A 24,048-nucleotide genomic window follows, 5' to 3' on the forward strand; every position below is an offset into this window, starting at 1 on the left:
CACATGGCGACGCAGGTCATTGAACTTGTGTGGCATTCGGGCAGTCCTGTCCGGTGGGGACCGCTTCTCTAAACGTCAAAGCCCGATCCCTGCAACAAGGTCCCTTCGTGCAGGGTAATGCTGGCCGGCAGCGTAGTATTGCCGATATGGCGCTCGGCCTGCTTGCGGATCAGGCGACCGCCGCTGTTGTTGTTTTCCCAGGCAGCGAGCTTTTTGCGAAAGCGCTGTGGTGGACGAGGCATATCGTCAGAATAGGTAACGATCGAGCCGAGGGGCACGAGGTCATAGATCAATTGAGCTGACATGTTGGTCTCCTTGATGCTCATGGTGGAAACGAAACCGCCGCCGGTGATGAACCGGCGGCGGAATTGCGATCGGAAGAAGAATGGACGCGCGGCTACTCGGCCGCCTCGCGGAAGCCTTCGCCGAAATTGTCGCCGTCATGGTCATGCGCCGGCTCGACGATGGCATCGCCGTCGAGCTCGTCCTGATGCTCCGGTGCGCCGTCGTCCTCGGACTGCTCCGTGACCTCGTTCTTCTTCAGCCACGATGCGAGCTTTTCCGGATCAGGAGCGAACAGTGCTGCCGGATGAACGAAGCGCCCTTCCCTGAAATGTTCGACCAGGGCGGCGCGGGTGTCCTTGACCTTCTGCCGCGGCAGGACCGAGGTGTCCTTGCAGGCGGCCTCCAGCGCCGGCCGCGACAGGCAGGACAGGAATTCATCCGTGCCCATGTTGGGCAGGTAGTTGTCCGCCCCGGCGGCATCGCCGGCAACCCGCGAAATGATGCCGCTGGCCGAGCGGTTCTCCCGGCACGACAGCACGTCGACCAGTACGGACCGGGCCGCAACCCGTAAGGTGTCCATGTCGAACGCCAGCTTGCCGTCCTGGTCGAACAGCCGCGCCGCATGCTCACCAAGACTTGCCGCGCCGAAGTATGAGATGTCGCGAGCGCCCGAAGCGACGGTCACGTTCTGACCGGCAAAGGCCAGAACGAGCAGCGCCATCAGCGTGTCGTCCTCGATCGGCGCGCGCGATAACGCCTCGTGGAGCGCGTCGGTTCGCAGGTCGCCGATCATCTCGATGCCCTTGCGGGTGACGTCGGGACGAGGCCTTGCGGCAACGACGCCATCGTCGTCCTCGCCTCCATCCACAACGCCGTCCTTGCCCTTGGGCTTTTTGGCTGCCGGCATGCGGTAGGCGACCGACTGCACCTTGCCGTCGCGATCGAGATACATGGCGGTGTGGTCCGACTTGCCAGGCTTGCCATAGACCCGCTCTGCCTTGGGCGGCAGCTTGACCTCGCCATAGCTGCCCACCTCGGCGATAGCGCCACGCTTTGGCAGGTTATTGGCCATCCATTCCTGCTGGGCGCCGAGGAATGCCTCGACATCGGTGGTGTAGCGGCTGTCCTCGTCGGCAGGGGCGAAGAGGTCCTCGACCCAGGCGATGCCGTAGGCCTGGGCCAGTTCATCGCCGAAGTTCGCGTGCCTGGCGAACATGCGGGTCTTGGTGAGGCCCTGGGCGACGCTCCACCAGGAAACTTGCGGATCTGCCTTGGATGGCTTGTGCTTCTTCCAGACCTCCTTCTGATCGTCGAGCGAAGCGGAAGCGATCGTGCGAAGCTGCTGCTCGTTCGGCATGTCGCCCTTGGCCATATGGTCGAGCATGGCCGGCAGCACATTGGCCAGCAGGCGCAACTTCTTGATCTGCCGGACCGGCAGCGCCAGGGCAATGGCAATTGCTTCCTCGGTCCAGCCGAATGCAACAAGGCGCTCGATGGCGCGCCACTGATCGACGGGATTGAGCTGTTCATGCGCCAGCGTTTCGGCCAGCGAGCGCATCGCCCCGCCATCCTCAGTGCGTTCGATCACCAGAACGGCGATTTCTTCGAGACCGGCCGCTATGGCCTGCTTGACGCGACGGTGGCCAGCGTCGATGACAAAACCGTTGCCGCCATTGGTTTCGGGGGCAACGACGGGCGGCTGCACAATACCAACAGCCTTGATCGTCGCTAAAAGCAGCGCATCAGCCTGGGGATTAGACCTTGAGCGCCGCGCCCTGTCGGGATTTTCTGTCAACGCACGCGGATCGACAAACTTCAGTTCCATGGAAATGCTCCTTCAAGGGTTTCCGGACGCCGCCATTCGCTGCGTCCTTCCTCGTCTTCTTCTCGAAGACACCCTCAACGCCGCGGAGCGGGCGGGCCGGTGCCACTGCGGCCGAGCATCCCTGTCCGTCCGGCCAAGCGGGGCTTAAAGCCCTGCGCAGGACGACGCGGCCGGGATCGCGCAGGCGGCGGTTGAGCGACAGCGTCACCGGCACGACCGATCCCCGAGCAAGGTTTTTTCTCCTCCGGCTTCTTTCTTTCGCTATTTCCTTCATTCCCATTGAACGCCAATCATTCTGACGCTATATTGCGTCTATGAAAGCGTCACTTAGACATTAGGAGGCCAAAAAAGATGGGCTTGGTACAATATTCCGACAACGGCTTTTTCGCGCCGCGTAAAATAGCCGACGCATTTCGAACCACCAGCGAGGAGGTCGCGCGAACGGCAGGGCTCGGCAGGGACGCCGTCCAGCGCAAGGACCGTGTTCGGTCGGATAGGACCCAACGCAGGCTGCGCGAGATGGTCGAGGTGATCAACAAGGTCGAGCCGCGTTTCGGCTCCACCTTGATGGCCTACGCTTGGTACCGATCCGAACCGTTGCCCGGGTTTTCGGGCCAGACGGCCATGCAACTCGTCCGCAGCGGGCGCACGGACGACGTCCTCGACTATGTCGACGCGGTCGATGCCGGCGTATACGCCTGACGCGGCAGATGTATTTTCGCGGCAAGCTCTATCGAGCGCTAAACCCTGTTTATGCACGCGAGCCGCTATCGGGTCGAGGTGCAGAACTTTATGGGGGACGTTTCAATCCGAAAGGCGTGCCCGCGCTCTATGCATCATTGTCGGTGATGACGGCGCTAAGGGAAGCCAACCAGGTTGGAAACCTTCAGCCGACCACGCTCGTCTCTTACGACGCGGAGATCGAAGATATATTCGATTGCCGGGACGGGCCGGCTCTCCAAGCAGAGGGCATGGATGACGCCGCGCTCGCCGACGGTACATGGCGCGACCAAATGAAGGCGACCGGAGAAGCAAGAACGCAAGCGTTCGCTCGTAAACTGATCGCCAGGGGCCATCGCGGTCTGATGGTGAGGAGTTTCGCGCCGGGAGCTAACGAGACCGATCTCAATCTCGTGCTTTGGGCATGGAGTGATGCTGCACCTTCTCGTCTCACCTTGATTGATGACGAGGACCGATTGAAACGGACCTGATCGAAACCGCGAGCTTGGGCAAAACCAATTGACGCTGCTGCCAACTTGGCGAAACGAACATTCAGACCACGCGGTTTCGCGGCGTGCCTAAGCGCTATTTCCGTCTAGACTGTCCCCTCGTGCTCTCAGCTAGCCGAGTTTCGGAAGAGATCGAAGCCGTTCTCGACGGCAAAGTGCGGATGATCGCCCGTGCAGTCTGTCCGCGATCAAGCCGCGATGACTATCCCCGCAGAAATATAGGATTCCCTCTGCGGACAATCTCGTTTAGAGTGGGGCATGACCTCTTCGATGCAAATTCAGCCGGGTCACGGGGGACGAGTGGCACCAAACGCATCACAGCTTTCGGCAATGACGCGCCTATTCTCGTCGGGTGTCTTCCGTGAAATGGCGAGCAAGGGCCGTTCTGCGCTGTTCACACGCCTTTTCAGCATGACCGAGATTGGCCAGCGCCAGGCAGATGCAACCGTGGGCAACGCTTTCGACTCCGCTTTCGACGTGCTCAAAATTGCTGGCCGGCGCGACGAATATGTCTACCGCGCCGCGCTTACCAAAAAGGTCTTGCTGGGAAAGCACTCCCTCAACACGGCGTGCATGCTCAACGAGTTTCGGGCTGGTGCCTGCAAAGCCGACTTAGCGATCCTAAACGGCACGGCCACCGTCTACGAGATCAAGTCTGAGCGGGATTCGCTGGCACGACTCTCGAATCAGTTGGTGAACTACCAGAAGGTCTTCGCGTCGGTGAACGTCATCGCAAGCGAAAGCCATGTGCATGGCGTTCTGGCAACGGTGCCCGACCATGTCGGCGTGCTGAGCCTGACTCGGAGATATACGATCGAGATCATTCGGGATGCCGTCAACGCGCCACAGCGGACATGCTCGACGACGATCTTCGAGTCCGTTCGAACGGCTGAGGCTCGCGCGATGCTGAAGCTCCTTGGGCTAAATGTCCCGGATCTGCCCAACACGCGGCTGCATGCCGCGATGCGCGACTTATTTGCGGGACTTCCCTCGCAGGAGGTCCACGCAGCGATGGTGAAAACACTCAAGCGGACTCGTGATCTGGCACCGCTGAGCGATCTTGTCGATCGCTTACCGCCTTCGCTCCACGCCGCAGCGCTCTCAATCCAAGTGCGGCGCGACGATCATAAGCGTCTCGTCGAGGCCGTCTCTACGCCGCTCGATGAGGCCATGGCCTGGGTCTGACCGCCGCATGTATCACCCCTATTTTCGAGGCAAGCAGTTCGAGCTGATCACTATCCGTGAAACCGCAGAGGTGATGGCGAAGGCCGGGTTCGTGCCGATCATTGAGCCGGTCAAAGGCACGCTGACCGGGCTCGATAGAACGCTGAAGACCGTATGCGAGGCGGGCGGAAAAGCCATCGTCATTGTCAATCCCCATCACGGCGACCTTGCCGAGGACGGCGTCACCATCTCTTCGCTGCTGGAGAAGGGCTTCCTCGACAAGAATGGCGTCACTGCCGGTATCTTGCTCAAGGAAAACACCAGCCTCGCGGCGGCCTGGGCCTGCTACGAAAAGCACAAGGCGCACGCCCCGACATTCATCCATGCAGGCTTTACGGAAGCTAAGGCGCTTGCCGAAATACTTGGCGACAGCTTGAAGGAGACGCGCCACGTCTTTTTCGAGAGGCATTGCGGAAAGCTCTATCGCAAACATTTCAAGGGAGCGTACCGTGCACTCCTGCGCGACGGGTTCGAGAAGCGCCGCAATGCCGATCACCAGAAAGTGCCGGTTGAGAAATTTTCCGACCTTCATGTCACCTTTGAAGAAGAGGATATGAACGGCTTTGGCGACTTCCTGATCGTCGGCGACGATTATTCGGAAGGCGGCGGTCCAGCCTATGCGGTTGCGATCCACCTCACTTTCATCAACCCGAACGATGATGACATCATGTATATCTATCACTTTGTCTCGAGCACGAACGACACCCCGACCGACCCGGGTGGTAAATTCGCGCAGGCGCTCGCGAAGCTGATAGCCAAATTAGAATCCGGAAACTCGAAGCTTTTCGAGAGCAGCGCAATCAAGGAGTTTCGCGGCCTTCATGAGAACGGCCATTTTCCGGGGCTTGGCAGCGTGAAGAAGCTCTCGATGCGGCACCATATCGAAACGCTCGCAGACTTCTTAGCCTGAACGGGACGATGCCCAGACTCTGCTGTCCAGACTGCTTCGATGATCGTGGCCTACGCCATGACATCATCCCGTCGCTCAATCCGATCATCGGTGATTGCGATTTCTGCGGTTCGCTCGCAGTCGCGCTTGTCGAGCCACACCTTCTGCGAGACGTCTTCGAGTTGCTCATCAGCGTCTACGAACCCAATCCGGCGGGAAAGACGCTCGTTGAATGGATGAAGGAGGATTGGCAGCTCTTCACCCATCCGCAGCTGGATGTCGCGCATGCCAAGGAACTGCTCGGCGAAATTCTCGACGATGGCCAAATCGTTCGACAAACCTTCGCTCCGTCGGCTGATTATCAGAGCGAAGCGCTCGCACGCTGGGAGACGCTGTGCGACGAACTGATGTATCGGAACCGATATTTTCTCGACGAGGCCCTCGACACCGATCGGCTCGAGGAACTGCTTGTGTTCCTACCGACCGATAACATGCCCGAGACTTGGTATCGCGCGCGAATCCTAGCCGAGGATGCTCCCTATACTATTGCAGAGATGGGCGCCCCGCCCAAGCGGCTCGCAACGTACGGCCGCGCTAATCCACCGGGCATCCCCTATCTCTATCTTGGCTCGATTCCCGAGACGGCCGCTGCCGAGGTTCGCCCACACACGGGCGAGGTCGCCTGTGTCGCCGCGTTCACGATCACTGGGCCCTTGCGCGCCGTTGATCTACGCAACCCGCGCAAGCTAGTGTCGCCCTTCCTGCTCGGGGGCGCGAGCGCGATCGGCCAGCTTCGGGCCGACATCGCCTTTCTCGAGCGGCTCGGCGATGAGCTGACCCGGCCGGTGCTTCCGCGCGGCGCGGCGATCGATTATATTCCGAGCCAGTATCTGTGCGAGTTCATCAAGAAGAAGGGCTATGATGGGGTTGTCTACCGGAGCTCGGTGAGTAACGGCATGAACCTCGCACTCTTCGCGCCTGACAAGGCCGTTGGCGGCGGCATCACACTCTACACGACCCGAGTTTCGGTCGAGGTTGATGCAGTCTGATCGACCCGAAATGGTGCTGATAGCATTTCATCGTCAGGCCGCGCGACCACTCATCTTGAGCAGCAGGTGCAGATAGAGGTTTCCCGCATGCGCGATCGCGCGGCATTGTGCGATAGTGCATCGAGCACAATGTCCGCTTCAGAACTTTTTCGTCGTCTCCTTTCGGCCATGACGGTCGGAAGGAGAAAGATGATGGGATTTCACAATATGATCCTGCGATGCGGAACCGACGGGCTGGGAATGCAGGCCAGAAGGTGGCACGGAGCGTGACGCCTCGGCAGGTATGGGCGATCCGGTTCTTCCTTAGTCGATAAGGTCGCGTGCGGGACCGCAGCGTTGTCCAATCTTGCGATCAATAGCAAGTTGCTCGGCTACGTCCTTGTTAAGATCAAGATCGGAAGCGTTGAATTCGAGGCAAGCGCTTAGCCGAGCCCGAGCTTTTTCTTCAACTCTGCATTCTCCTTGCGGAGACGCTCTGCGAGGAGGATCTTCAAACGTTTGTTCTCTTCCTCGAGCGCAAGCAGGTCCTTCAGGTCGCCGCTCTCTGATGCCGGCGCCGCAGTCTTCTTCCACTGATAGTAGGTCTGCTCCGAGATGCCGACTTGCTGCGTCGCGCTTTTGACGCTCTCGCCACGACCGACCGACTTCTCGATCTGGCCAAGCATCTGAGTGCGCTCCTTGGCGGAGTAGATCTTGCGGGGCCTCTTGGCGAGAACAGGGGATTCAGATGCCGATACCATCGGCTTGGCGGCTTCTTTCGCGGCTGACCGCTTTGGTTGCGCCTTTGTGATTTTTGGCTGCGGAGCCTTCTTCTTTACTCGATCTGTTTCTGCTTTCGCACGTACCTCGGTGCCGATCTGCACTGATTCAGCTTCCAGTTGGTCGGCCATAAGATGCTCCGCCTGCGGTTGATGCCCAACTTCAGCATCAATGGGTATCGTATGAGAGTCAATAAGCTGATGGTTGGGCCGCTTCATCTCCTCGGAATCCCTTTTTGTCTCGGCGGCAATAGCGGACAAGTCAAGATCTCCCCAGATCGAGAGGCTCTGCTTGGGATTGCCCCGCTTGTGTTTGACCTCCACGATGAATGGCCGAGTCTGGTGCCTCATAGTCCCGTCCTTGATGAGAAGCGATTTGCACGACAGGTCGCTGTTTCATGTCGCTTGGCGCAGATCCAACGTCCAGGCCTTATCTCTCGCGGTGAGCTTTATCGGATGAGACCACCGTCGAGCAAGCAATGTTTAAGGCCATTTTCCTTGCCACAACGCCGGTTTGCCGCCAGCCCATTTGAAGATGCCACCGACACCAATCCCACCGTCCCAGCTTTGCAGATCAAAGGTATCCGCGACCGTAGGCATTGCCTCCCGGCTCTACATCTTCAACGTCGTTATCGGGAGCGCGACGAGAATCCAGGTGATTTCGGCCCGGGACATGAGCCGCAAGGGGCGAGGCTAATATGAGTAAGACACCTAAGCCGGTTCCGACCTTTGCAACGGAGGCGGAAGAGCGCTCCTTTTAGGAGATCAAGACGTGGCTCTCCGAGAAAATCGACGCCTCTCGAAATTGAGAGACGTCCGCTTCACGCCGCCATCGCGTCGTCAGCTGCAGGCTCGTTGATACCGTCGCTGGCGGCGAGCTGCGCCTCGACGTCGGCCAGCTCATCGCGTTTGTGCTCGAGATCGGCGGCAAAGGCGAACACACCACCGACACGAGCCCGATAGGAAGCCAACCGACGCCGCGCGTCATCGACCCGGCGCCGATATCCGTCCAGCTCCCCCTCGAAATTGCCCAGCGCGTTCTCCAGACGGGCAATCGCTCCGATCGGCGTGGTGGTGACGGGGAGCTCGACTTCGTACTCGCCGCCCGATCGTATCAGCATGGTGGCGTAGCGATATCCGTCACGTCCGAAACGCTTGCCGGAATATTGGAGCATGAACCCGCCGATCGAGGCGATCTCGGTGTCCCCTTCCTGCTGGAGCTGCACCAGGGTGAGGATTTCTTTCATCAAGGCGCGGCCCGCGAGCTTGCGCTCGACAAAAGCGGCCCCGGCGACGCTCATGGTGAAGGTATCGCCCGTGGTCGGCGCCAGGCGCTCGATATCGCGTCCGATATCAGCGATACGCTGTGTCGAATGCTCGATATCGCGCTCGGCATCTCGGATCTGACGGCGGATGGCGTGTTGATCGTCGATATGGGCGGCGTGAAGTCGGTCGAGGCGGGCGATCTCGGCTTCCAGACCTGCCTTCTGCATCAGGCGCTGATCGCCGGATGCGATGGCCTTTGCCATGGCAAACTGACTGGCCTGACCCTCGCCCATATCTTCAAGCCTGCGGATCGAGGTGTCCCCTGACAGCGCGGCCGCGATGAAGCGGGCCTTGCGTTCATTGTTCTGCCACATGGTCGCATCCAGGCTCCCTTCGGTCGCGTAGGCAAAGATGTCGATGATGTCATGTTGATTGCCCTGCCGGCCAATGCGTCCCTCGCGCTGCTCGATCTGCGACGGCAGCCACGGCACATCGAGGTGATGCAGGGCTTTCAGGCGGAGTTGCGCATTGACGCCTGTCCCCATGGTTTCCGAGGAACCGATCAGGAAACGGACTTTTCCGGCCCGCACATCGCCGAACAGGCGCTGCTTGGCGTCGGATTTCTTGAAGTCCTGCATGTAGGCGATCTCGCCCGGCGGGACGCCCAGGCGCACGAGCTCGTCGCGGATCCAGCGATAGGCGGAAAAGCCCCGGCTTTTCTCGACATTGATGGTGCCAAGATCCGAAAAGATCATCTGCGCGGCGCCGGCAAGCTCGAACGGCTTTCCGTCCGGCCGCACATAGGTGTTGGCTTCGGTCTCCTCCCAGATGCGGAAGGCATTGGCGACCAGAAGATTGAGCTTGTTGTCGGCCTCGTTGTCATTATCGGGATCGACCAGGCGCAGGTCGATTGCCGCGTGACGCCCGTCGGTAATGACCGACAGCAAGATGTCGTCGCCAGGCTCGGGTGGACGGTCGCGTTCCTCGATCGCCTTGATGCGTTCACCCAGCACGGTCTGGTAGCGCTTGAAGGCGGCCGATGGCTTGGCCGTGAGTATCTGCCGCGCGCCAGTGGAAAGCGCTGGGATTTTGACATATTTCCGCAAGTCCGCGGGCATCACCACGTCGGCGAAGGAGCGGAACATCGCGATGAGCTCGGGCACATTGACGAAGGTCGCGAAGCGGCTCACCGGCTTGTATTTGCCGGACGGCTGCAGCTCCAGCTCCGTCGTGGTATCGCCGAAGGTTGATGCCCAGGCATCGAATTCGTGCAGCCCACGCTCCGACAGCGCCGCGTAGCCGAGGAACCGCTGCACGCTGAACATTTCGCCCAGGGTATTGGTGATTGGCGTGCCCGACGCCAGCACAAGTGCCCTGCCCGGATTTTTGGTCTCGATGAAGCGGGATTTGACGTAGAGGTCCCAGGCGCGCTGCGAGCCGTTCGGATCGACGCCCTTCAGCGTGGACATGTTGGTCGCAAACGAGAGCTTGCGGAATTCCTGCGCCTCATCGACGATGATCTGGTCGACGCCGATCTCGGAGATGGTGAGCAGGTCATCCTTGCGCGTGGACAACGCCTCCAGCCGCTCCTTGAGACCCTCCTTCAGGCGCTCGAGGCGTTTGCGCGACACACGGTCGTCGCTCTCCACCTTGGTCAGCAGCGTCTCGTAGAGCTCGAGCTCATCCTGGATCATCTGTTGCTCGAAGGCGGACGGGACGGCAATGAAGCGGAAGGCCGAATGGGTGATGATGATCGCGTCCCAGGTGGCGGTCGATGCCCGCGACAGAAAGCGATGGCGCTTTTCTTTCACGAAGTTCGTTTCGTCGGCGACTAGGATTCTCGCATTGGGATAGAGCGCCAGGAATTCTCGTGCGACCTGCGCCAGGCAGTGGCCGGGCACGACCAGCATCGCCTTGGCGATCAGCCCCAGACGACGCTGCTCCATGATGGCGGCCGCCATAATCATGGTCTTGCCGGCGCCGACGGCATGGGCCAGATAGGTCGAACCTGCCGAGATAATGCGCCAGATACCACGCTTCTGATGCCCATAAAGAGAAAAGGCGCCCGAGGCGCCTGGAAGTTGCAAATGGTCCCCGTTGAATGTTCGGGGCGCGATATTGTTGAAGCGATCATTGTAGACCCGGGCCAGCCGGTCTGTCCGATCCGGGTCGGACCAGATCCAGGTCTGGAAGGCGCTCTTGATCTTGTGCAGCTTTTCCTTGGCCGCCTCCGTGTCGACGACATTAAGGACCCGCTTTTCGCTGTCGCCGTCCTTGATCGTGTCGAAGATCTGCGGGACCGAGGAGTTGAGCGCATCCGATAGGAGCTGGCCGGCATGGCGGCGCTCGGTGCCCCATTCGGAGGTGCCGGCGGCCATCCATCCAAGCTGACGCGCCTCGACGGTCCAGGATGCAAGCTCGGGCATGTGGTGGATCTTGATCTCGGCGCCCATAGTCTCCGTGACGAAGGCGACGACGTCAGCGGCCGGAATCCACGGCGCTCCTAGCCGTGCCGTGATGTCGGAGGGCTTGAGATCGGCGGGCTGTACCTCGCCCAGCGCCCGAATATTGCGCTCATAGGCAGGATCAAGGACGGCGGCCGCCTCGGCAACCTTAAGCTTGGAGCGCACGGCGCCGGAGAGATAGGCATCAGCAGTCTGCCATGAGCCATCGGCAGGATCGCGAAAGATGGTGTCGCCAAGCTCAACGATCACCTCATCGACTTGCGCGTGCAGCAGTTCAGCGATGTGATCGACGTCAACATGACCACGTTCATTGAGCACCACGGCCAGAGCGTCGGCCGGCGAGGTGATGATCGGAGCGGCTGGCGGGGCGATCACCCGTTCCGTGAAGATCGGGCCGGGTCTCGCGGTGTTGGTCTCGAGATCATAGTCCTCGATGGAGGCGACCAGCCAGCAGTCCGGGTCGTCGAGGAAGGGCTGGAGATTGGGGCGGCGATGCGTCTCGCGCACCTCGCCGGTCTCCGGGTCTTCGATGGACGACACCGTCGTGAAATTGATCGGACCGAACTCGCGAACGAAGCTCGACCAGGCGATGCGCAATTTGACCTGCGCCGGTTTCCACGGCCGGTCCAGCTCCTGGGCTTTGAGCACCTCACGCACCGCATCGCGAATGGGAATGAGTTTTCGGATGATGCGGGCGTGCTTGTCGGTGACACCCTCGGCGCTTTTACCCTTGCGCACCACGATGGTCACGGCCTGGCCATCAACCATCTGCATGAGGGCGGTGTTCCTGGCGAGGAAATAGCTGCCCTCGCGCACAGCAGCACCACCGGGAGCCTCGCCCTCCTCCTCGGCACGGTCCCCGTCATCGGGGCCAAGCGCATCGGGCTCGCCGTCATAGATGGCTTCCGGGAGGAGGCCGATGGCGGCGGCCAATGCTGCTTCGAACGCGTCATCGGCACGAGGAAGGCAGGTATAGGTTTCCCCGAACGGTCCCGAAGTCGTGGCGTGGGTGCCCAGCACCATATCGGGATGGCGTGCGAACCAGCGGTTGACGCGAATGGCGCCTTCCTCGGCATTGGCCGGCCGGATCTCCTCCAGATCGAGCCAGGCCAGGTCGCCTTCGGCTTCGCCGACCCTGCGCTTTCGGAAAAACAGGATATCGACCACGACATCAGTCCCGGCGTCGGCCCGGAAACTGCCCTGCGGCAGACGGATGGCGCCGACGAGATCGGCCATCCTGGCGATCGCTTGCCGGCCCCTGGGATCGGTCTTGTCCATGGTGCCGGTCGAGGTGACGAAGGCAGCGAGACCTCCCGGTTGCAGCCGGTCAATAGATTTGACGATAAAATAGTCATGGAGCGGCAGACCGATGGCGCGAAAAGCCCGGTCAGAACGCACGGTGCGGTCGGAGAATGGAGGATTGCCGATGGCCAGGTCGAAATGCGCCGTCAGCTCGGTTCGGGCGAAGTCGCCGGTGATGATCCGGGCGCGAGGCTGCAGCAGGCGGGCAATCCGGGCGGTGACGGGATCAAGCTCGACACCGGTAAATCGCGAGACATCGCGCAGCACCTGTGGAATCAGCGCCGGGAACAGGCCCGTGCCGATCCCCGGCTCCAGGACGCGGCCGCCCCGCCAGCCGAGACGTTGCAGCCCCGACCAAATGGCCGAGACGATGGGTTCGGGGGTGAAATGCGCATACTGGGTACAGCGAGCCAGTGATGCATACTCGGCAGCCGCGACCGTGCCTTCCAGCTGGGCGCCGATCTCGTCCCAGCCTTGGCGGAAGCCGTCCTCACCTGGACGGCGGAACACGCCATTGGCCAACTCGGAAGCGCCAAAGCCGGTGAACCTGATCAGCGCGGCCTGTTCCTGTGGCGTCGCTTGCCGAGCGGACGCTTCGATCGCCTCGGCCAGCCGGATCGCCGCGATGTTGTCGCGCGCCCGCTGCTTCCAACTCTTTGCCAGGCCGCGCGGACCGGAGAAGTGGAAATTCTCTGCCGGTTTCTCTGATGCTCCTGATGCCGAACCGGCAACGGTCGGCGGCGCTGCGGCGGCGGTCAGCGGGGTCGGGGCCGGTTCGTCATCGCGGCCGCTCGAAGCGTCGAAATCGCCGGCAAAGGCGGTGACGTCGAAACCGAGGCCCGACGACAAAGCGGTGTTGCCGAACAGATCGAGCGTGAAGGGATCGTCATGTGACATTGTGCTTTCTCCTAGGTGAGCGCAGCCGTGTGCGCCGCCGGTGAGAACCGGTGGCGAGCGCTACGTGAATTGCGGGGTTGAGGGGCGGGCTAGTACCGACCGTGCGGAAGAGCGACGGGCATGAGCGAGATTTCGTTCTCGCTCAGCACGACGCGGAGATGCGTAGCGCCGGGGTCAGCGTCGAGCAGGCGCAGTATCTCTGCGGCATCGAGAAATTCGATCCCGTCATCGCCGCCGAAGTGCCGCTCCTTGTAGTGCCCCCAATCCCCCTGATCAGCGGGATTGCACTCGAGCGCGTAGCAGACCAACGGGCGAACGCCCTCGGCGAGAATGCCGTTCGACATGATGTAGACGCCCTGGTCTCCAACCAGCCACAGGTCGGGCTTTTCATCCTTGCCTGGGTCAAGACCATAATGGGGATTGCGGAAGCCGCCATTGGCCGCAGCGTCGGATTGTCCGCGTGCTATGATGGCTCGAACCTGTACAATTGGGAAAGTGAACATGGCTTTCCCTCACGCCGCGATGGCTTCGGGAAGGTGGCGCAGCTGCACCGGGAGCTTGGCTTCAATCTCCGTGTCGGTGAGATTGTCGAGAAGGCTCAAGGATGTCCCTCGCCCGCCGGCACAGACCAGCACGGTACGTTTGCCATGAGCGCCCTGCGACCACCCCTCGCCTGCATAGCCGCGATAGTCGGCATGTGTCGTGCTCCAGATGTGATCGAGTTTCTCGTCGCGGGTCATCGCCCGAACCGGACGGGATTCCCGCTCGACGATCACAGAACGCATCCGTTCAGGCGAGGCCTTCTGCGACAAATCGCAATAGGCGTGGAAGTACCGACTGCGGCCATTGATGGAGAGCGTGAAGAAGATGCTGGTGATCGAACCGGTCATGAACTCGCGCATGGCGAACATGTCACCGCGCATCCACAGAGGCGGCAGGATCTCGAACATGTGGTCGTGCTCGGCCTTGCCGATCGCGAACCACTCGCCGTCATAGAGACGGCCGGTCATGCGCTCCTTGCTCATCGGCGCCTGCCCGTGGCGGTCGAACAACTGGAACATTTGCTGGCGTGTGGCTACGCCCTGAAAGATCTTGCGGAATGAAGGTTGGGTGGTCATGGCGGCTCCTCGGCCCGATGCGGCAGATCGCGCGGTTGATCCTCACGACCCTCCATCACTTCATGCCTTCTCATCACCCCCTCCGACGGCCGCCTCTCCGGTCCGACGGGTCAAGGGCCGGCACTTGCCGGGCGAAGCCTCCCTTGACGCGGCGGACGGACATGCGGCACCGGTTTGCCTCCTCATTTCCGTCTCCTCGGTTTTCCCCTCTCCAGTTCCTGTCCCTTCGGCAGCCCGTGCGGCGGCCTGCAGATCCGCGTTCCAGTCTTCCGTTCGAGGCTCGATCCGCCGGAAGCTGCACGTGCCAGTCGCGGAGATCTCGCGAATACGCTCGGCATAGGCGTGGCCTTGCCGGTTGCGGTCCGTGGCAGCAACAAGCTGGACGTCCGTCCGCATTGCGTGGGCGCCAACCGCGGACGATGTCGCCGGCGCCCAGCCACCACCAGTGCTCACATAGAGCGTATCGCGACGAAGGTTCTCGATAGCAGCAAGGCTGATCGCGTCGATCGCCGCCTCGGTGATACAAATCCGTGGGGCGTCGCACAGGCCGAGCCGAAAGAGCATTTTCGATCCTCCGGTGGAAAATCCTCGCCATTCCGGACCGCGCTCCTCCCAACCGATCACATTGCCGGCCTCATCGGCGTGGGCGGCCCACATGCTGCCCCACGGCCCTTCACGCAGCAGGTCCTGCAAGATCACCGCCCGCAGAACAAAAGCGGGAATGGCGCGCTCATCGACCAGATAGCGCCAGGCCGGCGATCCGGGTCGCGGCGACGGGCGGGATTGCCATCGGTCTGGCAATGTTTGCGTGGTCTTCGGACGAGCGGGCCGTTTCCACGCCTTGACTGCCGGCACGAACCCGACCAGGCCGGACACGGCGTCGAGCGCCTCCGAGAAACCATATCCACCAAGATGGCTGACAAGCGAGAACACATCGCCCTTGGCATCCGAGAGCGGGTCGAACCAACCCTTTCCGTCATGGATGACGATGACGATCTCGCCCTCACCGCGACGGTATTTAAGCGCGCGGCGGGTGCTTTCCTTCTCATCGACGCTCCAGCCTGCACTCTGGAGTACGGCTTCACAGGACACCTTCTCCCGCAAATCTTCGATATCGCACTTTTCCATTGTTCTTATCCCTCCCCGCATCGCGGCTTCGGCCCTTCCTGTCTGGTTTCGGTCACCGGTCTTGTCCGGCAGAAATCCCCGCCAGCCGCGAAGACCGAAGGGCGCAAGGGCGCGGATGACAACCGGCATATTTGAGGGTCTGTCCCGCGGCGAAGCCTCGCTTGCGCCCTTCCGGACGCAAGCGGCAGGCAGATAACGGGCTCAATGAGCCCGGCGCCCACACTGGTGTGGGTCGTATTCGTGAACCACTTCGACCTCGCCGTCCTCGAGGTCTTCGCTCGGCATGACGCCGTATTCACCATCGACCTTGAACAGCGTCACCGGGATCATCAGGGTGCGGGCGAGATCGTAGGCGTGGTTCTGCGCGAGGCTGAGATTGTGCGACATTGTCTGGCTCCCGTTGTGGCGGGGACCAATTCCCCGTTCGACAGGCGCCCGTGAGTTCCGGACCGGACGACGATCACCGCCAAGGCAAAGCCGTAGCGGCCGCATGCTGGCATAGCGGACCCCTTGTGGGTTGAACGGATAGGAGGGTCTGGAAGTAGGAATAAGCCAATGAGGACGGGGATTGGCGCCTCGTCTTGGGAGGCACCTCGCCGCGCAAATAGAGCCTTTGCGCAGAACCACGCCTACGGTCTTGCTTCCCGGCAGAGAACGCGAACGGTTTCAGGGTTTGCAGCGGGCTGTTCTTGCTGTAGCGAAATCAGGACGGCGGACTTGCCATCGCACCTGATCCCAACATGAGTTGGCCATGACCGAAGAAAACGTCGATGCCGGCATCGATCCGATCGAGCTGACCACGCACATTGTCCACGCCTATGTCAGCAGCAATCCGGTCCCGGCCGTCGAGCTGCCGCACACCATCGCCGGCGTCCATGCCGCAGTCCGTGGCTTGCAATCAGGCAGCGCGACGCCGCAACTGTCCCGTACTACGTAAAAATATGCGCGATTGATGTTCAGACTGCGGCGCTCCGAAGACCCAGATTGGACGACAATCATGATCTACCCTTCCACTTCCTGTCGATAAAAACTCGCCTCGCTGCCTCGTGGAGGAGATGATGTCATCAAATTGATCAATGCCACGATCATCTCAGTGTGTTTGTAACAAGGTCCGCGGCTTGTCAGCTTGTCCCTGTCGATTTGCCAAGCACCCATCGAATTCCATGCGGAGGGGCATCGCTGACGTTATGAGAAGCATGATTTTGGACGGACAGCGGCTTGTTGTCCGGCAGACGTTTTGCTTCTGAATGCGCCTGCTATCTAGCGCATTAACGAACGCCACGGGCTTAAAGAGGGCATCGCGGCGATGGAAAGACATCCACGTGGTCCCCGAAGCCACCGTCATCCGGCTTCTGCGGCAATCGGGGAATGCGACTTGAGCTGTGCCTCGGTGCACTTCGCACCGCTGTGACACCATGCGATCTGGACAGAAATCAGAAAGAAGACTACCACCAACGCCATGCGCAAGCTTGCCCGCATGTTCGCAATCGTGTTGCTCGCAGTATTCGCTGCGGGCACGGTGGCGAATACGGCGGGCGCGACCAGCATGTCCCTGAAAATGTCGGCCATCGCGATGGCCGACGGAACCATGGGAGATTGCCAGGATTGCCCGTCCGACAACGGCAACAGCCTTGCCTGCGACCAGGCATGCGTGGTTCCGCTCGTTGCGATCGCGCCGGTCATCCGGATTGACCTTCCCGCTGCCCAAACCGAAGTCGCCGTTTTTCCGGTTAAAGAATCCACCGGCCACGTCGGACCTCCGCAACCCTATCCTCCCCGAACCATCATCCTGAGCTGACGTCGCCGGAAAATCGTCCGGCTTGCGGCTGCACGTGTCATGGACGGCCTCAACGCCGCCCGTGGTCGTAGTCCTGCATGAACGCGCGCACCTCCCCTGCGCTGACATGCGATCCAGACGAGAACTTCAGGATGACCAAACCATGCGTAAATTTCGCCTGCCGACGCTGACGCGTCGCGCCTTCCTTGCATCGTCCGCCGCAACCGCGGCCAGTGCGATGATGCCCTTGCATTCCCCCTCACCCGCCCAGGCCGCGCCGTTGCGAGAAGTCAGGCTGCGCGCCGCCCCGAGCCGTGCCCGTCTGGTGCCGAAACCCCATGAAGAAACACCGGTATGGTCCTACAATGGCAGAGTTCCCGGCCCCGAAATCCGCATCAGGCAGGGCGAACGCCTGCGGGTCACGGTCGAAAACGGCCTCGCCGAGGAAACCACCGTCCACTGGCATGGCGTTCGCGTTCCTAACGCCATGGATGGGGTGCCCCACCTGACGCAGCCTCCGATCGGTGTGGGCAAGGATTTCGTCTATGAATTCGACGCGGTCGATGCCGGAACTTTCTGGTATCATCCGCATCAGCGCAGCTTTGAGCAGGTCGGGCGCGGTCTTTATGGCCCGCTGATTATCGAGGAGCCGGTGCCAATCCGGGTCGACCGCGACGTGACCTGGGTGCTCGGCGACTGGCGGCTGACGAAATCGGCCGAAATCAGCGACGACTTCGGCAATATGCACGACGCGATGCATGGCGGCCGCGTCGGCAACACCGTCACCATCAACGGCCGCGTTCCCGATGGTTTTACGGTGCACAGGGGCGAGCGCATCCGGCTGCGGCTGATCAATTCCGCCAACGCACGCATCTTCGGGCTCGACTTTGCAGGCCACGAGCCGGCCATCGTGGCGCTCGACGGGCAACCGGTCACGCCCCATGCGCCGGATGGCGGACTTGTCGTGCTCGGCCCGGCCATGCGCGCCGACGTCATCCTCGACATGACGGCCAATCTCGGAAGCCGGGTTTCCGTGACCGACCGCTTCTACGAAGGGTTGGAATATCGCCTGGTCGATCTCGCCTATGCCGACACGCCGCTCAGGGACAAGATGCCCGACTGGCCTGTCGTATTGCCGCCGAACCCCTTGCAGGAACCCGACCTGGCCACAGCCACCCGGCACGAAGTTACCTTCAACGGCGGCATGATGGGCACCATGGTCATGCAGGAGATGGGCGGCAGCATGGGCAAGGGTTCCTCTGGCGCGATGGACGGAATGATGGGCAACAACATGGGCAAGGATCCCGCTGGCCAGATGGGCGGCATGATAGGTGGCATGGGCATGAAGATGGACATGATGCACACGGGCGGCATCTGGTTCATCAACGGGGTCGCCGCCGAAGGCCATGTCATGAAGCCGATGCTGACGTTGGAGCGGGATCGGGCGCACGTTATCGCCATGACCAATGCGACGGCCTGGCATCACCCGATCCACCTGCACGGCCACTCGTTCCGGGTGCTCTCGCGCAACGGCAAGCCAACCCGCTACCGCGAATGGCAGGACACGGTTTTGATGGCCCCGCGCGAAAAAGTCGAAATCGCCTTCGTCGCCGATAACCCCGGCGACTGGATGATCCACTGCCATATTCTCGAACATCAGGCCGCAGGCATGATGGGCGTCTTCCGCGTCGCCTGAAAATACCTTCACAGAAAAGGAGAACCGCCAATGCGCGCTGTTCTGAAACCTATCGTTCTCGCCGCGCTTTTGATCGGCACGGGCGCGGCCTATGCCGACGAGAGCAAGGAGGTCACGCTCTACAAGTCGCCGCTATGCGGCTGCTGCGAAGGCTATGCCGACTATCTGCGGCAGAACGGCTTCACCGTCACCGTCAAGCCGACCCACGATCTTGTCACCATGAGCCGCGAGGCCGGGATCCCCGATGATTTCCAGGGCTGCCATCTGTCCATGATCGACGGCTATGTCGTCAGCGGTCATGTGCCCGTCAACACGGTCAGGAAGCTCCTGACCGAACGGCCCGACATCAAGGGCGTGACACTGCCCGGCATGCCCCTGGGATCACCCGGCATGAGCGGCGCGCAGGAAGCGCCGTTCGAGATCCTGGAAGTCCCGAAAACGGGCGCGATAACCGATGTCTACGCAACGGAATAGCAATCCTACCGAGCGCGGATTTCCCGGCACTCGCGAGATCCACCGAGGCTGGCATGAAAGGAACAAACCATGATGAACGGACCGAACCGTATGATGGATGGCATGGGCGCGATGATGATGTGGGGCATGGGCCTGATCTGGCTGCTTGCTGTTGTGGTGCTCGCCCTCGGGGCGGCAGCACTGGTCAAGTATGTCTTCTTCAGCAGCCGCAAATGAAACGGATCGCCATGGCTGCGGTCGCGCTCGGCGCGGCGATAATCGGACTTGCCTTGGTCTGGGGCTGGCCGTTCGGCACGGATAATGGCGCGCCGTCGGCTTCAACCGTCGCGCGCGGCCGTGCGCTCTATGCGCAGCGCTGCGCCAGTTGCCACGGGGCCAATCTGGAAGGCCAGACCGACTGGAAAAGACCGCTTGCCACAGGACGCATGCCCGCGCCGCCGCACGACGCCTCCGGACACACCTGGCACCATCCTGACGGCGTGCTCTTCCGCATCACCAAGGAAGGTCCCGCCGCGGTGGTCGGCAACGGCTACGAGAGCGACATGCCGCCTTTCGGCGAGGTGATGGACGATGGGGAGATCCAAGCCGTCCTGAGCTTCATCAAGAGCACGTGGCCCGAGCGGGAGCGTGCCTATCAGGCGGGAATGAGTCTCCGGGAGAAGGAGAAGACGCAATGAAGGCGATCCTGTTGGCGATGGCCATGGCCATCCTCGCCGTAGCGGGCGCGCCGGCGCAGGAGCCTGCGGGCATGATCCTGCACGAGGAGCCGCAACCCGTGCCCGAACTCGTCTTCATCGACGAGTCGGGCGCGCCGCAAACGCTTAAGTCTTGGCGCGACAAGGTGGTGCTGCTCAATGTCTGGGCAACGTGGTGCGCGCCCTGCCGCGCCGAAATGCCGACGCTCGACCGCTTGCAGGAGCGGCTCGGCGGCGAAGGATTCGAGGTCGTCGCCCTTTCCGTGGATCGCGCCGGCGCCGGCGCGGTCCGGAAGTTCTTTGACGAGATCGGGGTCAGCCTACCGGTCTTCATCGACCAGGACGGGGCCGCTCTTCGCGCGCTTGCGCTCTTCGGGCTGCCTGCCACGCTCCTGATCGGTCCGGACGGAAACGAGCTGGCGCGCCTCACCGGACCCGCCGCGTGGGACGCGCCGGAGATGATCGCCTTCCTGACAGGAGCGATCGAACGACATAAGTAAAGGAACCAGAAGCCATGACGGTGCAATCTGGACTCTATTCACCCAAAACCGCAGCAAGGCTGCTGCGCGCTTTGCGAACGCGCGCCTGGCTGCTCGCCGGCCTCTCGGCGCTTGCCGTCGCCCTCTGGTCGAGATGGGACTGGCTCGCAGCAGCCGGGCTCGCTTCCATCATCCTGGCCGCGCTTCCCTGCGCCGTCATGTGCGCGCTCGGCGTCTGCATGCATCGTCTCATGCCGCACGCGAAGGCGGCTTCGTGCCAGGCACCGTCCGAACGCACCGATACAGCCGGAGACCGAAAATGAACAGAAGAGCCCTTCTCCTCTCGATGGCCGCCATCCCGGCACTCGCGCTTCCGGCACATGCCCATCACCCGGGGGCCGATCTCGACAGGCTGATGGGCAGCGAGGAGAAGTATTTCCAGGTGATCGACGCGCCCGCAGCGCCCGGATTCGAACTGGCCGACGCCGACGGCGCGCCCATCCGCCTCGCGGACTTCTCCAACAAGATCGTCGTGCTCAATTTCGTCTTCGCCAGTTGCACCGATGTCTGCCCGCTGCATTCCGACTTGATCGCGCGGGTGCAGCAGATGGTGAACGCCACGCCGATGAAAGACATGGTGCAGTTCCTGACGGTCACCACCGATCCGGCGGCGGACACGCCGGATATCCTGAAGGCCTACGGCGCCCCGCATGGGCTTGACCCGCGCAACTGGCTGTTCCTGACCACGCGGGATGGGCAGGCCGCGGATGCGACACGCAAGCTCGCCGAGGAATACAGCCAGCGCTTCGACCCGGTCGATGATGGCCAGCAGATGCACGGGGTGGTCACCCACGTCATCGACCGTGGCGGGCGCTTTGCCGCCAAGTTCCATGGCCTGAGGTTCGACCCGCTCAACTTGGTCATGTATGTCAACGGGCTTACCAACAGGGGGAACAAGCCAACGGATGGGTAAGTGCCCGCCAAGACGGCAGGAACGCCGCAATATGCACAAAGCGGCAGCGGTCGTCAGACTTTGCGGCGACGCGACTTCTCTTGCCGCGGGGGTCTTGGTTCGTTGCAATCGCAGATCAGCCGATAGGCGTCCTGTGCGGCACTGCCTTCAACCGGGCCGTCGCATAAGCATTCCAGCGCGCACAGGAGATGCTCGGCAACGTCAAGCCTGCCTCTATCCTGCGCGCGTTTGAATGCCGCCAGTATCGAACGATCGAGAGGCTGCCTGCCCTGACGCATCGCCTTGTCTCCCTTCATCGAGGGATTGTGCGCTTTCCAGCGGTTGGAAGGTCAAGAGGCTGATGCGTCGATGGCGGAAGGACGACGGGTGCCGTCCCCGCGATGCCGTTCCGTGCCGATGAAGACTGTCGGTCGTCAGAACATTCGGCTCAGTTTGCGGCGTAGCTTAGCGGAGTTTCGGGCTCGTCTTTGTGTTGATGTTAAGCGGCGATCTTGCGGTGCTGCAAGCGCCGATGTTGGATAGTCTGGCGTTTGATCCTTTCTCGCTGTTTGATGATGGCTGCGGCCCTGCCGAAGTAGGCGTCGGCTGGCGTCACGTTGTCCAGGCTCTCGTGATAGCGCCGATGGAACCACGTAGAGCTGATCGAAGCGGTCATGGGTCACATCGCCTTCTTCGCCAAGCGCGATGCCGCCGACCTCGATCAAGAGACCATCCAGCTCCTCGGCGCCCGGATCTTCAATGACCTCGCTTCGGCCTATGGACAGCTGACGCGTGGCTACTATCAGCTCGCTGCGGCGATCCTGCGCGATGTGATGGAGATCGTTTATCTCTGGGGCTGGTTCGACCGCGACCCGGCTAGGATCACCGAATGGCGTGAATCGGACGACAAGAAGCGGCGTGAGATTTTCGCGCCGGTGAAGGTGCGCAAGTTTCTCGACGACTTCGACGGCTTCATCGAAGGCAAGTGCGGAGCGGCGTACAAGATGTTTTGCGAATCCGCCGCTCACGCGACGTGGCGGGGCTTCACACTGATGCGGCCGACTGGCGGCGGACAGGTCGTCATGGGGCCGTTCTTCGACGCGTCATTGATGAAGGCGGTGCTGGAAGAGATGACGCAATTGGCCGCGCAGGCCGGCAATTACTTCGCGGGCTTCTTCGACAAGGTCGGCGAGGATGTGCCCGCGCTGAAGGTTTGGCTGCGCCGATATGTGGTCACTGGCGAATGGGCCGAGAAGTACCTTGGCCGGCCGCATGACAGGAAGTTCGCCGCAGAGATGGAGGCATGGCTGCTCCAGCTCAAAGCGCAAGCATGATCAGTGCTGCGAGGGTGGCAGCGGTCCAGTGGTCGCGGCGCCGATAATTACGGATCCACGGGCGCTTTCGTTCGTCGGTCTAGGCGGCTTTCGGCTTCCGCCCCCGCTTGACAGGGACAGCTACCGGCTCAGCCTGTGCCGTTGGCTTCCGACCAAGCCCCATGGTCTTTGCCAGTGCTGAACGGGCGGCGGAGTAACTCGGCGCCACCATGGGATAATCGTGTGGTAGGCTCCACTTGGCACGATACTCATCAGGCGTCAGGCCCAGCAATCCAAGGTGTCGTTTCATCGACTTGAATTTCCGACCGTCTTCCAGGCTCACGATATAGTCTGGAAACACCGACTTCTTCGGGTTGACGGCAGGCGTCAATGTCGGCGCCACAGGTTCGATAGGTTGGCCCAACCCTGAAAGAGCAGCATTGACGCTGGCTATTAAAGACGCCAGTTCTGGCGCTGGAACCGGATTATTGGAAACGTATGCCGAAACGATATCTGCTGTCAGTTCCAAATAGCGTTCATTTTTGGTGATGTTATCATTCATGGCTGTTCTTTCTCGTTATTCTCGGTTTCATCCTCGCTTAGGGCTTATTCTGCGAAATCTCAACCTTTGGGCGGAAGAAACTTTCTTGGAGAACATCGGTGAGGTACCCTCGCGTGCAGGCGTCATGCTGCACCATCGACCTCGGCGGCCTCATCCAGATCGTGGAAGGGCAGATAGCCGTTGGTGACAAGCCAATCGCGAATGATCAGGCTGGCGAGTTCATGGCGGCCGGTGCCGGTGAGAGCGGCGACCTCGGAAAACGTCTCGAATATTTCCGGCTCGATCACGATTCCGTCGGCATTACGGAGGCGGAGTGCGGCACGGCGGAGCAGAGCCGCAATCTCGTCCGGTGCCAAGACGGCAATGCGCTTTGACGCGTTCTCAAGTTGGCGAACGAATCGCTCCCGGCCTTCCGTCATCCCCAGTCCCCAGAGCAGTCCTAAAGTTTACGTAGTGGCTTTCGGCTCTTCCGGCTCCCAACCTACTGCCTCGAGCACGGTATCGACATCGCGAAGGAAACTCACCCACGTTGGCTCGCCATCGTACTTGGTATCTTCAGGCAGGCCATGGCGTCGGCACAAAGCGCTGGCGGCCAGTTCTCGTGGATCTTGGGGGTTGCTCACCATCCCCGATCTAACGCCCATCCTCCACAATTCGCAACCGGA

Annotated in this window: 25 protein-coding genes and 2 pseudogenes; 14 read left to right on the forward strand and 13 right to left on the reverse strand. The window is 61.4% G+C overall.

Going from position 1 to position 24,048, the window contains the following annotated elements; genetic code table 11:
• Positions 1-101 precede the first annotated feature (101 nt).
• Positions 102-305, reverse strand: a pseudogene (locus ACX3P0_RS23760) (hypothetical protein); the annotation flags it as partial.
• A 92-nt stretch (positions 306-397) separates the two neighbouring features.
• Positions 398-2,110, reverse strand: a complete 1,713-nt coding sequence (locus tag ACX3P0_RS23765) for a ParB N-terminal domain-containing protein (protein ID WP_459092488.1) — start codon at positions 2,108-2,110, stop codon at positions 398-400.
• A 351-nt stretch (positions 2,111-2,461) separates the two neighbouring features.
• Between ACX3P0_RS23765 and ACX3P0_RS23770 the strand changes: the two genes are divergently transcribed.
• From ACX3P0_RS23770 to ACX3P0_RS23790, 5 genes are all read left to right on the forward strand, one after another.
• Positions 2,462-2,812 carry an MbcA/ParS/Xre antitoxin family protein gene (locus ACX3P0_RS23770; protein WP_459092490.1) on the forward strand — a complete coding sequence of 117 codons (351 nt, stop codon included), beginning with the start codon at positions 2,462-2,464 and terminating at the stop codon, positions 2,810-2,812.
• Between the two features lie 8 nt (positions 2,813-2,820).
• Positions 2,821-3,321, forward strand: coding sequence for an RES family NAD+ phosphorylase (locus ACX3P0_RS23775; RefSeq protein ID WP_459092492.1), 501 nt, complete (start codon positions 2,821-2,823; stop codon positions 3,319-3,321).
• A gap of 348 nt (positions 3,322-3,669) precedes the next feature.
• Entirely contained in the window at positions 3,670-4,524 is an 855-nt protein-coding gene (locus ACX3P0_RS23780; protein WP_459092494.1) for a sce7726 family protein, read from the forward strand.
• Positions 4,525-4,531: 7 nt separating this feature from the next.
• On the forward strand, positions 4,532-5,473 hold the full coding sequence (locus ACX3P0_RS23785; protein ID WP_459092496.1) for a sce7725 family protein: 942 nt from the start codon (positions 4,532-4,534) through the stop codon (positions 5,471-5,473).
• Positions 5,474-5,481: 8 nt separating this feature from the next.
• Positions 5,482-6,501, forward strand: a complete 1,020-nt coding sequence (locus ACX3P0_RS23790) for an RES family NAD+ phosphorylase (RefSeq protein WP_459092498.1) — start codon at positions 5,482-5,484, stop codon at positions 6,499-6,501.
• A 422-nt stretch (positions 6,502-6,923) separates the two neighbouring features.
• Here the strand turns inward: ACX3P0_RS23790 and ACX3P0_RS23795 are convergent, their stop codons facing one another.
• The 6 genes from ACX3P0_RS23795 to ACX3P0_RS23820 form a co-directional block, all read right to left on the reverse strand.
• Entirely contained in the window at positions 6,924-7,610 is a 687-nt protein-coding gene (locus ACX3P0_RS23795) for a transposase (protein WP_459092500.1), read from the reverse strand.
• Between the two features lie 470 nt (positions 7,611-8,080).
• Complete coding sequence (locus tag ACX3P0_RS23800) at positions 8,081-13,189, reverse strand: N-6 DNA methylase (protein ID WP_459092502.1); 5,109 nt, start codon at positions 13,187-13,189, stop codon at positions 8,081-8,083.
• Between the two features lie 89 nt (positions 13,190-13,278).
• Complete coding sequence (locus ACX3P0_RS23805; RefSeq protein ID WP_459092504.1) at positions 13,279-13,692, reverse strand: DUF3085 domain-containing protein; 414 nt, start codon at positions 13,690-13,692, stop codon at positions 13,279-13,281.
• 9 nt (positions 13,693-13,701) lie between these two features.
• Positions 13,702-14,307: a DUF1419 domain-containing protein gene (locus tag ACX3P0_RS23810; protein ID WP_459092506.1), complete on the reverse strand. Its 606-nt coding sequence runs from the start codon at positions 14,305-14,307 to the stop codon at positions 13,702-13,704.
• Between the two features lie 60 nt (positions 14,308-14,367).
• Positions 14,368-15,435, reverse strand: a complete 1,068-nt coding sequence (locus ACX3P0_RS23815; RefSeq protein WP_459092508.1) for a DUF3991 domain-containing protein — start codon at positions 15,433-15,435, stop codon at positions 14,368-14,370.
• A gap of 201 nt (positions 15,436-15,636) precedes the next feature.
• Positions 15,637-15,822: a hypothetical protein gene (locus tag ACX3P0_RS23820; RefSeq protein WP_459092510.1), complete on the reverse strand. Its 186-nt coding sequence runs from the start codon at positions 15,820-15,822 to the stop codon at positions 15,637-15,639.
• 364 nt (positions 15,823-16,186) lie between these two features.
• Between ACX3P0_RS23820 and ACX3P0_RS23825 the strand changes: the two genes are divergently transcribed.
• Positions 16,187-16,372: a MucR family transcriptional regulator gene (locus ACX3P0_RS23825; RefSeq protein ID WP_459092512.1), complete on the forward strand. Its 186-nt coding sequence runs from the start codon at positions 16,187-16,189 to the stop codon at positions 16,370-16,372.
• A gap of 404 nt (positions 16,373-16,776) precedes the next feature.
• On the opposite strand, the gene ACX3P0_RS23830 is transcribed toward ACX3P0_RS23825, so the two are convergent.
• Positions 16,777-17,118, reverse strand: a complete 342-nt coding sequence (locus ACX3P0_RS23830) for a hypothetical protein (protein WP_459092514.1) — start codon at positions 17,116-17,118, stop codon at positions 16,777-16,779.
• 257 nt (positions 17,119-17,375) lie between these two features.
• On the opposite strand from ACX3P0_RS23830, the gene ACX3P0_RS23835 reads away from it, so the two are divergent.
• The 7 genes from ACX3P0_RS23835 to ACX3P0_RS23865 all read left to right on the forward strand — a co-directional run bounded on the left by ACX3P0_RS23835 (position 17,376) and on the right by ACX3P0_RS23865 (position 21,529).
• Complete coding sequence (locus ACX3P0_RS23835) at positions 17,376-18,908, forward strand: multicopper oxidase family protein (RefSeq protein WP_459092516.1); 1,533 nt, start codon at positions 17,376-17,378, stop codon at positions 18,906-18,908.
• Between the two features lie 30 nt (positions 18,909-18,938).
• Positions 18,939-19,382 (forward strand): DUF411 domain-containing protein, encoded by a 444-nt coding sequence (locus ACX3P0_RS23840; RefSeq protein ID WP_459092518.1) that lies wholly within the window; start codon positions 18,939-18,941, stop codon positions 19,380-19,382.
• A gap of 69 nt (positions 19,383-19,451) precedes the next feature.
• Positions 19,452-19,598 (forward strand): hypothetical protein, encoded by a 147-nt coding sequence (locus tag ACX3P0_RS23845; protein WP_459092520.1) that lies wholly within the window; start codon positions 19,452-19,454, stop codon positions 19,596-19,598.
• Entirely contained in the window at positions 19,595-20,059 is a 465-nt protein-coding gene (locus tag ACX3P0_RS23850; RefSeq protein ID WP_459081991.1) for a c-type cytochrome, read from the forward strand. Before ACX3P0_RS23845 ends, ACX3P0_RS23850 begins: the two co-directional genes overlap by 4 nt.
• Complete coding sequence (locus ACX3P0_RS23855) at positions 20,056-20,577, forward strand: TlpA family protein disulfide reductase (RefSeq protein ID WP_459092522.1); 522 nt, start codon at positions 20,056-20,058, stop codon at positions 20,575-20,577. Before ACX3P0_RS23850 ends, ACX3P0_RS23855 begins: the two co-directional genes overlap by 4 nt.
• Before the next feature lie 14 nt (positions 20,578-20,591).
• Positions 20,592-20,879, forward strand: a complete 288-nt coding sequence (locus ACX3P0_RS23860; RefSeq protein WP_459092524.1) for a hypothetical protein — start codon at positions 20,592-20,594, stop codon at positions 20,877-20,879.
• Entirely contained in the window at positions 20,876-21,529 is a 654-nt protein-coding gene (locus ACX3P0_RS23865; protein ID WP_459081988.1) for an SCO family protein, read from the forward strand. The genes ACX3P0_RS23860 and ACX3P0_RS23865 overlap by 4 nt, the downstream gene beginning before the upstream one ends.
• Before the next feature lie 478 nt (positions 21,530-22,007).
• Here the strand turns inward: ACX3P0_RS23865 and ACX3P0_RS23870 are convergent.
• A pseudogene (locus tag ACX3P0_RS23870) lies at positions 22,008-22,154 on the reverse strand (IS3 family transposase); the annotation flags it as partial.
• A 28-nt stretch (positions 22,155-22,182) separates the two neighbouring features.
• On the opposite strand from ACX3P0_RS23870, the gene ACX3P0_RS23875 reads away from it, so the two are divergent.
• Positions 22,183-22,842, forward strand: coding sequence for a hypothetical protein (locus tag ACX3P0_RS23875; protein ID WP_459092526.1), 660 nt, complete (start codon positions 22,183-22,185; stop codon positions 22,840-22,842).
• A gap of 79 nt (positions 22,843-22,921) precedes the next feature.
• Here the strand turns inward: ACX3P0_RS23875 and ACX3P0_RS23880 are convergent, their stop codons facing one another.
• The 3 genes from ACX3P0_RS23880 to ACX3P0_RS23890 all read right to left on the reverse strand — a co-directional run.
• The gene (locus ACX3P0_RS23880; protein ID WP_459092528.1) at positions 22,922-23,383 is read right to left on the reverse strand and encodes a Ros/MucR family transcriptional regulator; all 462 of its coding nucleotides are present in this window, start codon (positions 23,381-23,383) and stop codon (positions 22,922-22,924) included.
• Between the two features lie 122 nt (positions 23,384-23,505).
• Positions 23,506-23,670: a hypothetical protein gene (locus ACX3P0_RS23885; protein WP_459092530.1), complete on the reverse strand. Its 165-nt coding sequence runs from the start codon at positions 23,668-23,670 to the stop codon at positions 23,506-23,508.
• A 159-nt stretch (positions 23,671-23,829) separates the two neighbouring features.
• Positions 23,830-24,048: hypothetical protein (locus ACX3P0_RS23890; protein WP_459092532.1), on the reverse strand; the 219-nt coding region annotated here is incomplete at its 5' end.

The sequence above is a fragment of the Mesorhizobium sp. A556 genome (genome assembly GCF_054489545.1).

Bases quoted from the DNA above. Each gene is read 5' to 3' on its own strand.
- ACX3P0_RS23880 (WP_459092528.1), bottom strand. From the start codon at position 23,383: ATGAATGATAACATCACCAAAAATGAACGCTATTTGGAACTGACAGCA.
- ACX3P0_RS23825 (WP_459092512.1), top strand. From the start codon at position 16,187: ATGACCGAAGAAAACGTCGATGCCGGCATCGATCCGATCGAGCTGACC.
- ACX3P0_RS23780 (WP_459092494.1), top strand. From the start codon at position 3,670: ATGACGCGCCTATTCTCGTCGGGTGTCTTCCGTGAAATGGCGAGCAAG.
- ACX3P0_RS23860 (WP_459092524.1), top strand. From the start codon at position 20,592: ATGACGGTGCAATCTGGACTCTATTCACCCAAAACCGCAGCAAGGCTG.
- ACX3P0_RS23805 (WP_459092504.1), bottom strand. From the start codon at position 13,692: ATGTTCACTTTCCCAATTGTACAGGTTCGAGCCATCATAGCACGCGGA.
- ACX3P0_RS23855 (WP_459092522.1), top strand. From the start codon at position 20,056: ATGAAGGCGATCCTGTTGGCGATGGCCATGGCCATCCTCGCCGTAGCG.
- ACX3P0_RS23875 (WP_459092526.1), top strand. From the start codon at position 22,183: ATGGGTCACATCGCCTTCTTCGCCAAGCGCGATGCCGCCGACCTCGAT.
- ACX3P0_RS23770 (WP_459092490.1), top strand. From the start codon at position 2,462: ATGGGCTTGGTACAATATTCCGACAACGGCTTTTTCGCGCCGCGTAAA.
- ACX3P0_RS23790 (WP_459092498.1), top strand. From the start codon at position 5,482: ATGCCCAGACTCTGCTGTCCAGACTGCTTCGATGATCGTGGCCTACGC.
- ACX3P0_RS23840 (WP_459092518.1), top strand. From the start codon at position 18,939: ATGCGCGCTGTTCTGAAACCTATCGTTCTCGCCGCGCTTTTGATCGGC.
- ACX3P0_RS23820 (WP_459092510.1), bottom strand. From the start codon at position 15,822: ATGTCGCACAATCTCAGCCTCGCGCAGAACCACGCCTACGATCTCGCC.
- ACX3P0_RS23775 (WP_459092492.1), top strand. From the start codon at position 2,821: ATGTATTTTCGCGGCAAGCTCTATCGAGCGCTAAACCCTGTTTATGCA.
- ACX3P0_RS23845 (WP_459092520.1), top strand. From the start codon at position 19,452: ATGATGAACGGACCGAACCGTATGATGGATGGCATGGGCGCGATGATG.
- ACX3P0_RS23795 (WP_459092500.1), bottom strand. From the start codon at position 7,610: ATGAGGCACCAGACTCGGCCATTCATCGTGGAGGTCAAACACAAGCGG.
- ACX3P0_RS23800 (WP_459092502.1), bottom strand. From the start codon at position 13,189: ATGTCACATGACGATCCCTTCACGCTCGATCTGTTCGGCAACACCGCT.
- ACX3P0_RS23765 (WP_459092488.1), bottom strand. From the start codon at position 2,110: ATGGAACTGAAGTTTGTCGATCCGCGTGCGTTGACAGAAAATCCCGAC.
- ACX3P0_RS23865 (WP_459081988.1), top strand. From the start codon at position 20,876: ATGAACAGAAGAGCCCTTCTCCTCTCGATGGCCGCCATCCCGGCACTC.
- ACX3P0_RS23830 (WP_459092514.1), bottom strand. From the start codon at position 17,118: ATGACCGGCGCGATCGCAACGAGCGGAACCACGCATGCCTGGTCGCAG.
- ACX3P0_RS23815 (WP_459092508.1), bottom strand. From the start codon at position 15,435: ATGGAAAAGTGCGATATCGAAGATTTGCGGGAGAAGGTGTCCTGTGAA.
- ACX3P0_RS23785 (WP_459092496.1), top strand. From the start codon at position 4,532: ATGTATCACCCCTATTTTCGAGGCAAGCAGTTCGAGCTGATCACTATC.
- ACX3P0_RS23810 (WP_459092506.1), bottom strand. From the start codon at position 14,307: ATGACCACCCAACCTTCATTCCGCAAGATCTTTCAGGGCGTAGCCACA.
- ACX3P0_RS23835 (WP_459092516.1), top strand. From the start codon at position 17,376: ATGCGTAAATTTCGCCTGCCGACGCTGACGCGTCGCGCCTTCCTTGCA.
- ACX3P0_RS23850 (WP_459081991.1), top strand. From the start codon at position 19,595: ATGAAACGGATCGCCATGGCTGCGGTCGCGCTCGGCGCGGCGATAATC.